A 14,047-nucleotide genomic window follows, 5' to 3' on the forward strand; every position below is an offset into this window, starting at 1 on the left:
TATGCCCTTACGGGCGCACGTACATCTCGGTGATAGAGTTGGAGATCGGCGTACCCGTCGCAAAGATGATGCCCCGGCCTCCGGTCAGTTCGTCCAGATAGCGGCATTTGGCAAACATGTCCGACGACTTCTGCGCTTCGGTTTGCGACAGTCCGGCCACATTGCGCATTTTGGTATAAAGAAACAGGTTTTTGTACGAATCGGCTTCGTCCACGAATAGCCGGTCTACGCCCAATTCCTCGAAGGTAACGACATCATCCTTGCGGCTGGTGTCGTTCAGCTTTTCCAGCTTGGTTTGCAGTGTCTTTTTCGTTTTTTCAAGTTGTTTGATCGCATATCGTTCGCCTCTAGCTTCCTTGAGTTCCCGGATGCCGGTTGTAATTTCCGAAATCTGTTCGTACAGTTGCTGCCGCTGCCGCTCCGTCGAGATCGGAATTTTTTCAAATTGCGAATGGCCGATGATGATCGCATCATAATCGCCGGTGGCAATCCGCGCGCAAAACGTTTTGCGGTTTTTCGTTTCAAAGTCCTTTTTGGTCGCCACCAGAATATTCGCCGACGGATAAAGCTGCAAAAACTCCGCCGCCCACTGTTCGGTCAGATGGTTCGGAACGACCAGCATGCTCTTGTTGCACAGCCCCAAATGCTTGCTCTCCATCACTGCGGCGGTCATCGCAAAGGTTTTTCCTGCGCCGACACAATGAGCGAAAAGGGAGTTGCCGCCGTACAGCGATCGGGCAACCGCATTGACCTGATGCTGGCGCAGCCGGATTTCCGGGTTCATCCCGGTAAATCGAATATGACTCCCGTCGTATTCGCGGGGACGGATGGCGTTGAACCGGTCATTGTACAGCCGCGTAAGCCGTTCGCGCCGCTGCGGATCTCGCCATATCCAGTCGCGGAACGCTTCTTTCATCATCTCCTGCTTTTGCTGGGCAATGGCCGTTTCCTGCTTGTTCAGCACACGCTTTTCCACGCCATCTTCATAAACGGTGTCAAATACGCGCACGTCCCGCAAATTCAGCGTATCTTCGAGAATCTTGTACGCATTGACGCGGTTTGTCCCATAAGTGACGTTCGCCTTGATATTGTTGCTGCGGTCATCGCTTTTGCCTTTGACGTTCCAGGCAGCCGTATATTCGGAATACATCACGTTGATATAGGTCTGGTACATCGACGGCGTGTCCACAAGTTCAAACAGAAATTGCCGAATGTCTTCCGGCGGCAGCCAGGTTGCGCCCAAGCGCACATCAATTTCGGAGGCATCCAGGTCCTTCGGCTGCACCGCTCCAAGCGCTTTGACGTTTTCACTGTAACGATCAGCATCGTACATGGCGAACTGTTTCGCCACACGCAGCTTCTCCCGCACATTGCCGGACAAATACGCATCCGCCGTTTCAAAGATCGGTTGATCTGTTTCATCCCGACTTTCGGGATTGGGAAAGATGACGCCGCGCAGTTCCTTCATCAGTTGTTCTTCCGTCAAACCGGTAAGCTGCGCCATATACGGCAGATCGACACGGGCTTTTGCGCCGATGGAAACGGCAAGCGCCTCAGAAGCCGTATCCACCTGTTCCACGTGGATGCGTTGCCGGATGGTGCGTTTGGTGAACATATCCGCCTTGCGCAGCAGCCGTCCTTCCTCATCAATGTTTTCCAGCGAGCAAAGAAGAAAGTAAGAACTGTCATCCGAAAAGGCAAGGCTGTTGGCGCGGCTGTTAATCAGGCCGTATTGCGCCGTAAACCGGTCATACTGCGCATTCAGTTTGCGCTGTTGCTGGCGAATCATCTCATCGCTGCAGTCTTCGGTTTGGTACTCGATCAGTTCGCGCACGGTGTCCCGTAGCTGAATCATCCCTTTGATGCGGCCTGCTGCCGTAGCCGAAGTGTCTACGCGCCGCATGCGGCTGTTTTCCCGAAAGTAGAGTTGACCATCCACCAGCGCAAAGCTGAAATTGCGGACAGACGGATCGGCAGGGAGAGAAGGGTCTTCTTCCTCCGGCTGATCTTCCCGTTCCAGCTCCACCCATTCGGCATGGATGTTGGACAATGCTTCGCGCAGCAGTTCATCCAGGTTGGCGTCCGCGTACGGCTTGCAGGATGTTTCCTGACGGTTGCCGTACATCCGATCGTCAAAAGCCATTGTGCCAAGCACCATGTCAGGATGCGTAGCGAAGTAGCTATTCACCGGCACACCGTCCGCTGTCTCGGCCAGTGAAAGCCATACTTCGGTTTGCTCGCTGACGGCGATCATGCGATCCCGTTTCTGCAAAAATAAAATGTCGGCGGTCACTTCGGTTCCGGCATTGGCCAGAAACGCATTGCTGGGCAGTCGCACCGCTCCGAGCAGTTCAGCGCGTTCCGCAATATATTTGCGTACCACAGGGTTTTGCTTGTCCATCGTTCCTTTGGACGTAATAAAGGCGATGATGCCGCCCGGACGCACTTTGTCCAATGTTTTCGCAAAAAAGTAATCGTGGATGAGAAACTTGTGCTTGTCATAGCGTTTATCCGCCACGCCATAACCGCCGAACGGCACATTCCCAATGGCGAGATCAAAGAAACTGTCCGGCAAATTCGTCTGTTCATAGCCGCTGACCGCAATCGACGCCTGCGGATAAAGCTGCTTGGCAATACGGCCAGTAATGCTGTCCAGTTCCACGCCAAACAGCCGCGAGTCTTTGAACGACTCCGGCACCAGACCGAAGAAATTGCCGATGCCGCAGGACGGCTCCAAAATATTGCCGCTGCAAAAGCCCATCGTTTCCAGACAGTCGTACATCGCCTTGATGACGGTCGGAGACGTATAGTGGGCGTTCAGCGTTGACGCACGAGCGGACGCATATTCATCCGGCTCCAGCAATGCTTTCAGTTCCGCATATTCGGCTGCCCATTGCGTGTTCGCTTCGTCAAATGCTTGCGGAATGCCACCCCATCCGACATAGCGGGCCAGCACCGCTTGCTCGTCCGTTGTCGCTTGCCGCTGCTCTTGCTCCAACTCGTTCAGCAGCCGAATCGCTTCTGTGTTCCATTTGAACTTCGTTTTTGCGCCGCCATGCCCCAGCTCATCATCCGTAATCCGGTAGTTGACTGCAGGAGCAAACGGACGGGCTGGCGCGGGACGGCTGGCAACGGGAGCAGGGGAAAGGTCGGGGACATCGGCCGGTTGCGATATTGGCTCTGGCCCATCCGTCACCGACTCGTCCGGGGAAATTGCATCTTCCATTGCTTCCCATGCCGCTTCGTCTGCCAGTTCCGGCTCCTCTCCGGTAATCAGATGATCGTTCAGCGGATTTTCGCGCAGCATCCGCTCTACATCCCGGCGGTTCAACTCTTTGATGAACAGCGGAAACTGCCGGTCTTGCAGCACCACCGTATGCGACTCTAATTGCGCCACTTCATATTCGTCCGCACCGATCCAGACGACGCTGCCCACGTCATATCCATAGCGCGCCCGGTCCCGGTTCGGCGGCATGCGTTCCGGTTCCGCTTGCGCTTCCGGGTAGGGAAACCCCTCCGCCGACGAGGCATCCGTCTGCGGCAATTCGCGCCTGGCCATTTCCGCCATTTGCTCCCGCCGCTTTTCCTCCTGCTGCTCCGCAAAGGCAGGAAACCGCTCGGCTTCCTGCCGGTTCAAGTAACGTCCCGCTGCCAGCAGTTCGCCGATACGTTTCTGCATGTTCATCCACGGCAGCACCACCTGAGTATCCGGATTCATGATGGAGCCACGCGTCAGCGTGATGCCTTTGCTGTCATAATTCATGTGAATATCCGTGCCGATCAGCGCGGGAAGACGCCCGCCGATCCCGTATTCCCGTTTCAGGAAATCGGCGTTCTCCTGTGCGGACAGCGACTGCTGGAAATGCAGCGCAATGCGAAACTTGCCGTTCTCAAAACCGCTGCCGTTTTGCAAAATGGCGTCAATGACCGCTTGCGGCATTAAAAAAGCGGAGGCTTTTGCGTCCTCCGCTTGCTCCATCCACAGCGTCTGTTGCTGGATGGATGGTTCTGACTTTCGTGACAAGTCAAATTCGTTTAACAGTATCATGCTGGCGATATGCCCAGCGATGACACCCCAATCGTAAAAGCTTTGCGCCGTACGTTCGTCCGCCGTCCCCGTCCACAGATGCAAAACGTTGCGATAAGGTTCAAACCCAGCCTGCACCCCTTCATCAAGCGTCAGTTCGGTGATGCCTGCCGGAAACAAACCGCGCACATATAACACACGCTCGCGCTCATCCTCATGAGCAAGGAAAAACGCTGCAATGTCCGTCTTGCTCTCCCGCAACGGCGCGGCTCGAAGCATATCATTGATGATGTCATGGTCATGAAAAAACGGAAGACTTCTGTCCTCCGTTTCCCGATCAAACCATTTTAATGATAGATCAGTTCCGCGAGAATCAGTTCCTCCGCCTGCTGCTTCAGGTTGTTCATGTGTCCCGTCCAGGCCAACGGATCGCTCGCCTTGTCCGGTGCCGGGTTCAGCCGAAGCAGCTCCTGCATCGTCCAGTCGATCTGCTCCCGCGCCGTCCGGTCGATGTCCGCCAGATGCCGGTTCAACTGCTCCGACAACATCAAATGGGCGTACATGCCCTTCCGCTCGGTTTTCAGGAACGTCTTGCGCATCATGCCGTACTTCCCAATGGTCGTCTCCGCTTCGCTCAGCGTCAGGTTGGGCAGCAGATAATCCCCTTGCGGTGTGTACGTCAGTTCCATGTTCATCCTTCCTTTCTTGTAGGGTAGCTTCATTGTGCGGCAAGGAATCGGGTCTTGCAAGGGTATGAAACGATTGCCCCTCATTCGCACGTTGTGCATCCCGGCGCAGCGCCCGGACGGTCGATTCAATTTCCCGCAGCATCATCTCGGACACATCGCTGATCGCCGTGCCCAAGTGGGATAGCGCGGGAAGCGTGTTAAAATAACCGATGCCGGACAAATCCTCGATGCTGATGTAATGTGCGGGATTCAACCCGCAACGGGTCATCGACATGTAAGCGACGGCCGTTTCGGCCGTTTGCTTGAACAGTAATTCCACATGCGGTATGTCCAGGTCTTCCAGTAAACTGTGTTCCCGCTCTTTCATCAACTCCGCCACGTAATCGGCGCTGTTGTCATCCACCGCATTCCGCGCAGCAGCGAGGAACGCAGCAGGCAGATCCGCATGTGGTTCGATCTCATCCGGCACGCCGAACGCATTTTCCAGCGTCTCGATCACATGAGCCGTGTCGCTGTCCTGCATACGCCAAAGCGACATCTGCGACTGGTGTCTGCTTTGGGTATCCGATACGTCAAACACATGGCGCAGACCCAAGTGGTCGCCCCGATCTTCGATCAGGGCAATCCCTTTTGCGCCGCGTTTGACCCAGCGATCCAGCCGTTTGTTCCAAACTTCAATCGGCGCGCAGGCCGTCGCGTCAGGACGTTGTGCGTAGATCAACAGTTGATCCTGAAACGGATATTTGTAGTTCCAGGCCGCCGTTTTCAAAAAAGCCATCCAGTTGACAGAATGTTGCACGACGACGTGAGCCGTGCGCTCGGAAAGTTCGGCGATTCGCTTCATTTTCGCTGCCAACGTCTGTTTCCTCCTTTATGTGAAGGTATAGGGTATTCCTTCTCTTACTCCCCTTTTTCATTGTTCTTGTTTTCATCGGATTCTTTCGGCATTTTTGCACCGTGGTTCTTTAATAAAGCAATAAGTTTTTCTTGCTTCTCGTCCACGGCTAATTCCATTGCTGAATGACCGAATTTATCCAAGTGGTTCACGTCCGCTCCGGCCGAAAGCAATAACTCCGGAATGTAAGTGGATTGTGTTTCCCGGTGGATAATGTTATCAACTGCTAGTATTAGAGCAGTATTGCCTTGATGTTCTTCTATGTTCGGGTTAGCACCTGCGTCGAGCAGTAGTTTAACGATTGGGGGGCGGTTATCTATGGTAGCCAGCATCAAAGGTGTATAACCATCATTTCTCTGCAAATCTAACGCGGCGCCAGCTTCTATTAATTTTTTGACCACATCAGTTCGGTTCATCATTACAGCTTGGGTTAAGGCAGTCTGGCCAAAAACATCCTTGTCGTTTGGGTTGGCCCCACGTTGTAAGGCTTCTTCGACCTTTTCAAGATCCCCATCGCGGGAAACCCGCATCAGCATGGTGGTCTTGTTGGCGTCTATAGGCTTACTCATTTCTTTGTTGTAACCTGTATCGGCTTTATCCTCGTTTGCTACTGACGCATGTTTCGGAATAAAGGCGTAAATTTCAACGAGCATTATGAACAAAGTGACTATAATCAGCGTGGGTACAATAATTCTCCTCTGCTTTAATTTCACTAATTGCATTCGTCTTTTCTCTCCTTTGGGTAAAAATGGTGGGTACGCGACTCGCGCACCCACCATTTTTTTAATCATAGTATTCCATGATGAAGTCGTCAAAAATGTCGCCCCGCACGGTTATAACATTGGTATTGTCGTTCACAACCTTCACTGAACCATCCCACGGGGATGTTTTTTTGGCGACAAAGTTAATTCTATAAGTATCGTCTTTCGTTGGCAGTGGTATGATGACCGATGCAGACCAATCATTTAGCTTGCTTGACACCCCATATTTTGGTATCAAATACACCTTTTCGCTCTGGTCGTTTGTGTCTCCGTCCTGGTTCCAGTCCATATAAGCGACAACCTCTTCGGCTTTGCCTTCTGTACTAGCCTTTAGAGTAATGGCTTCACCAGAGCGGGCAATTGGAGGATAGACCGAACCGACAATCGAAAGTGGATCTTCGACGATTAGCGTCTGAACTTGCCAATCCGACCAGAGCTCGGGCGACATTCCGTTTGGAGAAGTATCTTTTACCCGATATTTAATTTGATATGAACCGGCCCCGTCATTCGGGAAGCCTGATGTTTCGAATATCCGTATGAACTCGCTGCTTATATCGTATGAAGCCCCTGATACCTTACTGTAGGTTTTCGTAAAGGTTTTGGATACTCCGCTTTCAAGCTGTGTGATTTGCAATTCATAGGCCTGCAATGGTTTTCCCTCTGGATCGGTTGACTTATCAATGGATGTCAATGGCTCATCCGAAGCGACCGGGTTTGGCGAAAGAACTAGATTGGCCACCGGCTTTTGGTTAGCCGGAAGAACCTTAAAAGTTCCACCACAAGACATATACCAATCCGACCATAATGGGTCTAATTGCGACAAAGGCGGATTGTCCTTCACCCTTAACTGAATCTGATAATCACCCGGCGATAAGCCACTCAAGTCCGTTGGCGGTGATGATACGTAAGTCCAAGTTGAACTTGTTGATTTCTTATATCTCCATTCCCAAGCAACCAATGGATCTCCATCCGGATCGCTGCTCTGGTCGGTGTACGAAATCGCAACGTCTTGGGGAACCGTGCATCCCGGTGATATCGTAAACTTGGCAATTGGTTTGCGGTTATTCGGAATAACTTTGACAACTTGGTAGAAAGGATCACTCACAGCGCCCTGACTGTCCGTAACGGTCAACTCTACCCGATAATCGCCGATCGCTCCAAAACGCTTTGGCGCGGTTGCATCAAAATCGGTTCCTGGACTTGATCCATGGTCTGTCCACGAACCGCCAGATGCCGGCTGGGAACGCCAGTGATAGCTTACGATCGGGTCGCTATTTGGATCATAGCTGAAATCGGAATACGATAATGCCTTCGCCAATGGGAGTGGGTTTGGACTTAACGAGAAATTGGCCACTGGCGCCATATTGCCTGTTGTTGTCATAACCCTGACTTCCGGATCACTCCATGCTCCCTCTTTGTCCTTTACCCTCAAGTAGATGGTGACGGTTTTTCCTCCCTGAATATAGGTTGGCGGCCTACCGTTAGTCCAATCGGTAGCATCTGAATACTTCCATTTCCATTCCCTCTGGACAATACCTTTGCCGTTTTCGTACTGATGGTCAAGGTCGTAGGATGTGTCGCTTACCGCCAAATTATAATCGTACGCATTTGCTTTCGACAAGGCGGCGGTGTACATCGCAATGGGCTTTCGATGGACGTATAATTTCACGGGATTCGCTTCCAATGACCACTCGCGATAATTGCCGAAACGAGGATCAAATGTGCCATTGGCCTGCCTCGGTTCATCTTTCGCCTGAAAGGTGCCGGTGAATTCCCCGACATACGAGAATTTAGTGATGGGTTCCGGCAACCATTGACCACTAAATGGCGCAGCTCCTAGGGAGTTTTGAAAGTAATAAGGGTTGGTATGATCGAATCGCCACCTTCTATCGATCTCAGGATCATTCTCAGCATCGGAATAGCTGGTCGTATAGTCGATTTCTTGATTTAACAGAATGTACTGCGATTTTAGCTGGCTTCTCTGATCGACCAATGAAATAATATAGTCAGCATAATCGGAAAGAGCTTTACTCAAATCAGCATTGCTGTGCCACATCCCATGTCCATCATTGGTTGAAATGATCTTATTCGCCTGCGCCTGATTCGTGCTTGTTCCGAGTATTGAAAGGTCAATGTTGTCATTCAACAAGCGGGAATAAATAATAGGCGTTTTGGATGGGTCGTTAAATTCTGGTAACTCCACGTCATTGATATTGGCAATAAATCGGCTTGAATTCTCCCTCCAGGTCGGCTCCTTTACAACTTCGTCAAACGATTTACCCGTGGTCGTTTCCATCGTGATGTTCTTAAAAGTGATATAAGAAAGTTGGTTGCAACCGTGGGAGAAATAAGCCGCCATTGGTCCGAAACCATTGCCGTACTGGTTGTTAAGTTTTTGGGCATCAATAATTTTTACATCGTTATCCCACATATCAACCTGATCCGGGGTAGCTTCAATGACAATTTTGTGCCGCGTTCCATTTTTCGGAAAACTCCCTATTAGGGTACCGGCTGAACTCATGGTACTAATGCTTCCTTCGTGGAATGAGTTCACATTGACGCCGTTTATTTCCCAAAGCTGCACATTGGCTTGAGCAAGCAATATCGCATAGCCACTTAATATCCCATTTTTAATCTTTGCGTTAAAAAGATATCCTGAACCTTCCAGGGCGTGCCAAACCGTTGAATCCTCGCTGACATCAAAAGTAAAGGTTTTTTTAGACTGTTGTTCATCCGGCAGGAATAAGAAGTCGTGATATGCAGGTGAATCATATCCGTAAAAAGTGATCGTTTTTCCGCCATCATTTTTCACGATATGATTGTTCGACCACGCACCTTCCGAAGTTGCCCCATGATAGGCGGAGTCTGTGTAATGATGTGTGAACTCCTGCCATTGAAATGTATTTTGCATCGACAGCGCAGTTGTCTCCACGGAGCTGATTTGAGCGTCAATACCGTTTGCGGCGAACTTCGTGACCATCTGGGTATTAATCAACCCGTTGAGATCCTTCACTTTGTTTTTATCTACCTGTCCAACGGTCATCACCAGATCTACTTTCTTTTTCAGGATAGGACTAAATGACACCACAGGCTTCAGGTTGATGACCTCAGTTTCTTTCTGACTCGCTAATTTGAAAGACGTATCCCCTTTTCTTAAATCGCCCGATGTTATGAATTGAGAGAGCGTTGGTTGACCAAAACTCTCTTCCGCATAAAGCTCGAACATATAATTACCGACTTTATCGGTGTAGAGAACTGGGTTTATGCTATTCCCGCTGCTTAAAGTAACCCACGACTCATCAACAAAATCACCATCGTTATCGGAGTCGAATTTATATGTCCAAACCCGCTTCGAGATATTATCCCAATCAGGAGACGAGGTCAAATCCGTAAGCCGAATGGTTGCTTTCTTATTGTTGTTGGCGTCCCTCGTTACGGTTGAATCAACCTTAAAATCAACAATAGGATTTTGATCGGGACTAATTACCACCTGTCGTTCAAACCATTCCGAAGGATTACCGGCAGTGTTGGTTACGCGCATACGAACCTTCCAAGTCCCCGGTTCTTTGAAAATAAGCCTACGCTTACTCAAATCCGTTGAACTCTCCACTTTTGCCTGAGTGGACGAAACTCCTGCTGGAGGGACATACTGCCACTCGGTTTTTGAAAAGTCTACTGGATAACGTTCAGAACCGGTGCTGCTTGTCCCATCGATTTGCACAAGACGGTTTTGCTTGTAGTAACTATCGTAGAAATCGAAGTGTGCCGTTGGTACCGCTGGTTTTACCTCAAACGTAATGGTTTTGGTATCTGATTTCCCCCAGGAATCCTCGACATATAACGTCAATTCATAGTTACCGAATTTATCGAACCATACATGGTTTGTTTCTTTGGTTAAATCCTGATCTGTGCCCTTCAATTCTTTTCCCGGTGTAACTGTTGTTTTCGTTCCGTCAGCATTGATGTATTTCAATGTCCAATCGAGCGAAATGGTATCACCGGCGTATTCATCGGGGTCGTATGAATTACTAGCGATTACGGTGTCTTTTCCCTGCTCGATGTAGCTCGGTATGCTGATTTGTGCTACCGGCGGCGAGTTTTTAACTTCTATTGTTCCTGATTCACTATCCGTCGCTTCTCCGTCACTTACCGTTAAATTGACAGTGTATGTTCCTTCTTTAGTAAATCTGATGTCCGGCGAAGATCCCGAGAGACTACCTGACCATCCTGATGAAGGACTGATACCCCATGAATAGCTTAATGGATCTCCATCTGGGTCGTAAGAATATGAGCCGTTGAGGGTTGCTGTGCCTCCCTGGAATATACTCGATGGCATGGAAAGGAAAGCGGTCGGCGGACTGTTCATAGCACCCACGGTTGCGGTATCCACATCACCTAGATCGCCATCGGTGACGATTAATTGTATATCATAGTTGCCACTCTCATTTATGGTGATTGAACCGCCAGCAACCCCCGATAAAGTACCCGACCATCCTGTAGATGGACTGACGCTCCAAAAGTACATTAACGAATCGCCATCCGGGTCGTAAGAATCCCAACCATCGACGGAAATCGTACCACCCTTCTTCACATTCGTTTCTGAAGTGTTGATGATTGCAACCGGAGCACTGTTGGCTTTTGCTATGGTTATTGATGTCTGATCATCGGAATATTGCGTACTTGTGCAATATGCCCTCACGCTTACGTTATAAGTACCGGCAGAGCTAAAGTTAATGCTTGTAGTATTCGAGAATCCGCTATCTACCAAACTTCCATCTTTATACCAATTAAAACGCTCAGGTGTCCAGCCCGAGGTATCTGCCCTAAATATGACTGAACCCGGAGGGGCGTTCGATGGCCCGCTTAATGTAACACTTCCGCAGGTGGTCGGTGGCGGCGATGCGCTTTTGTACACTTTGGTTTGCAGATTATCCACTAAGGTATCGTAAAATTCTGTGTCTGAGAAGTACACTCGCGGCCGGACGATAAAATGCTCAATATAGGAATCTACGTTACTAAGTTCGCTTGCCGATATGGTAAAAGTGAAGCTACGACTTGCCGATAGTTTGCTTGAATAATCAGCAGGATCTTGTAAATCTTCCTCTCCTGCAGGAACTTGATCTTTTCTCGCAAAGATAACCCATTTTTGAATATCGCTTGTACTGCCTGAATAATTCTTAAGCTGGGCCGAAACGTTGATTTTTACCTTTATGTCTGATCCATTAAATTGAACGCTTGTGGGATCAACTGTTGCCGTAGCGACGACGTATGGATCGCTCGTTGGTGGTGCTGGTTCTGCATATACCCCGACAATTCTGTACCCACCGTTGACCTGCAAAAAGTCCCTGTGTGTTAGGCTGGGGCCACTTTCAACAAACCAGTCGCTCTTCTGTGTAACAAGGTTTTGCAAATAAGATTTTACTAGTACTAAGGACCCGCTTGTTTTCGGAATATCGTATTGGACTTCATCCCCAGGATAATATTGTTTAGCTAAATCCTCATAACTAAACCATGAACCATCTTCTTTCATTTGAACGAATTGTACCTTGTATGGATCTGGATCAAATGTAACTCGGATATCGTAATAGTCATCAAAGTCCTCCGGGTGTGACCAGTTGGCTGCACCAAGTATATCCGCTTTGGAGTAATATTTTGTAGACTGTAATACCCCGTTTTTTGATACCTGAAAGATAGCACTCAAGTATATTTTTTCTCCGGCCACAACATCTTCCATATTGGCATCGTTAAGGGCTTTATTTACATTGTCTTTAGATATGTTGAAGTATGTTGTAACAGGTTTCCCCGGTACTGGCGGATCCGGATCTTGACCCACTTGTTTCATATTTTCCATTTTTCCATGAGCAATAGATGTAGGATTACCATAGGCCGAAACGCGATGGACCATCCATCCAGTTGTAACATATTTCGTATTAGTAGAGGCGGCGGTACCTGTTGTGTTGAATAATATTTCACCACCAACAACCCTAACGTCAACAGCAGCAAAGGCTTTTGGCATAGGTATCATTGGTATAATAAAAACAACAATAAGGAGAACTGCAACTGCCTTTTTGTATATCGGCACTCCCATTCACTCCTTTCTTTGAATTAAACTCGACAATTTGATAGCCATCGAGATTAAATTTTTCCAAAAAAATACACCAAATCTCATTCAACAGGAGTGTGTCCTATTCAATGAGATAGGTGTTCTGTTCAAGCATAGGCTTCTGTTTCTTAATTCATAATGTTGTTTTTGAACAAGCTGGCTGTGTTGCTGATTCTAAGTGTAGAGCCCCAGTTACCACCGGAATGATTCGTGCTGAGTTCAATGTCGGTATAACCCTTGTATTCAACATCCTTTTTCAACTTTTGATAGTTGATTAAATCGTCGTATAACAAGTTTTCATTTTCTTTGAATGAAGTGATTTTAAAATCGAACTGCGAACGCACGAAGAACCCTCCAAAACCCGCATCATAAATCATCGTTGGCTCCGGTTTTAACGAACCTTCAACTACAATTTGGTTTTGTTGAACCCATTCCCTATAATCCTTTAATTTTCTACGGAGAGCATCTTCATTCACCCCTTTATTGATGTATTCGAAGGCTTCCGATTCCCAATTCTCATCAATCGTCCGATAATCGACGTTTAATACGAGATCATAGTATTTTTCTATTCTCTCCATCCAAATATCGACGTTTTCATCAGTAAACTGCGGTTCGGTGGAATACAGTTTCGACGATACTCTTCTCTTAGTAACATCCGGGTTAGAGTACGGATATTTCATCTCGTACATTTCGTTAGGAATGGTAGCCAAAATGTAAGGATAATCCTTGTAGTTACTCGGCAAATCCGTTGTTCTGATAACCCTCCCCAAGCGGTCTTTCTGTACGTTTCCTTGATCTTGTTGTTCGGTTTGATCTGCTTGACCCGTTTGGTCGGTTTCTGGCAACTTATCCAGTGTATTCAAAACCATCACAACTGCCTCAGCGCGAGTTGCGGTCTTTTTCGGACCAAATGAACCATCCAAATAACCATTGACGATTCCCAAGTCGTTTGCAATTTTGATGTATCCTCTAAATTTCTCATCGACTTGAGTTAAATCCGTCAGCTTGCTGAATATTTTCTTCCAATAACCCTGATCTTCCGCTTCCTTCGCCTTGTCCAATGCCCTTACCGCCATCACCGCAATTTCTTGACGGGTAATATTTTTGGAAGGCTCAAACTTCAGGTTGTCATACTCATCGGTTAAGATGATGTTGTTTTCGATTGCCGTTTCAATATACGGTTCTGCCCAATTGTTATCATCAACAAAAACCGATGATTTCTTGGATATGGGCAATTTCATGGCTCCCACCAAAGCGGTTGTAAATTCTGCCCGAGTAATCGGGTTTTCCGGTCTGAACGTACCGTCGCCATACCCGTTGATAAATCCTAATTCTACAGATTTTTTAATGCTTGCCTCTGCCCAATGCGAGGAAATATCGGTGAAAGTAATATGGGCAGTATTTGCTAAAACAGAACCGTTAAACGACACAAGAAGTAACACCGCCAACAATAGCGTGCTGATTATTTTTTTCATTTATATACCCATTCCTTTCGTTTCGCTCAATGGCACAAAACGGGATGAAATCCGTTCACTTTGAGCGATTTTTTTGTATTCTTGAGTTACAGGGATA

At 48.4% G+C, this 14,047-nt stretch carries 5 protein-coding genes; all 5 read right to left on the bottom strand.

All coding sequences use genetic code 11. From position 1 onward, the window contains the following. Positions 1-7: 7 nt before the first annotated feature. Complete coding sequence (locus tag VF724_RS15510; protein WP_371755161.1) at positions 8-4,306, bottom strand: helicase-like domain-containing protein; 4,299 nt, start codon at positions 4,304-4,306, stop codon at positions 8-10. A gap of 68 nt (positions 4,307-4,374) precedes the next feature. Further along, complete coding sequence (locus tag VF724_RS15515; protein WP_371755162.1) at positions 4,375-4,815, bottom strand: TnpV protein; 441 nt, start codon at positions 4,813-4,815, stop codon at positions 4,375-4,377. Positions 4,816-5,616: 801 nt separating this feature from the next. Continuing rightward, entirely contained in the window at positions 5,617-6,333 is a 717-nt protein-coding gene (locus tag VF724_RS15520; protein WP_371755163.1) for an ankyrin repeat domain-containing protein, read from the bottom strand. A 61-nt stretch (positions 6,334-6,394) separates the two neighbouring features. After that, positions 6,395-12,454, bottom strand: coding sequence for a PKD domain-containing protein (locus tag VF724_RS15525; protein WP_371755164.1), 6,060 nt, complete (start codon positions 12,452-12,454; stop codon positions 6,395-6,397). 149 nt (positions 12,455-12,603) lie between these two features. Next, positions 12,604-13,950 (bottom strand): S-layer homology domain-containing protein, encoded by a 1,347-nt coding sequence (locus tag VF724_RS15530; protein ID WP_371755165.1) that lies wholly within the window; start codon positions 13,948-13,950, stop codon positions 12,604-12,606. Positions 13,951-14,047: the final 97 nt, after the last annotated feature.

The organism is Ferviditalea candida, assembly GCF_035282765.1.
GTDB lineage: Bacteria > Bacillota > Bacilli > Paenibacillales > KCTC-25726 > Ferviditalea > Ferviditalea candida.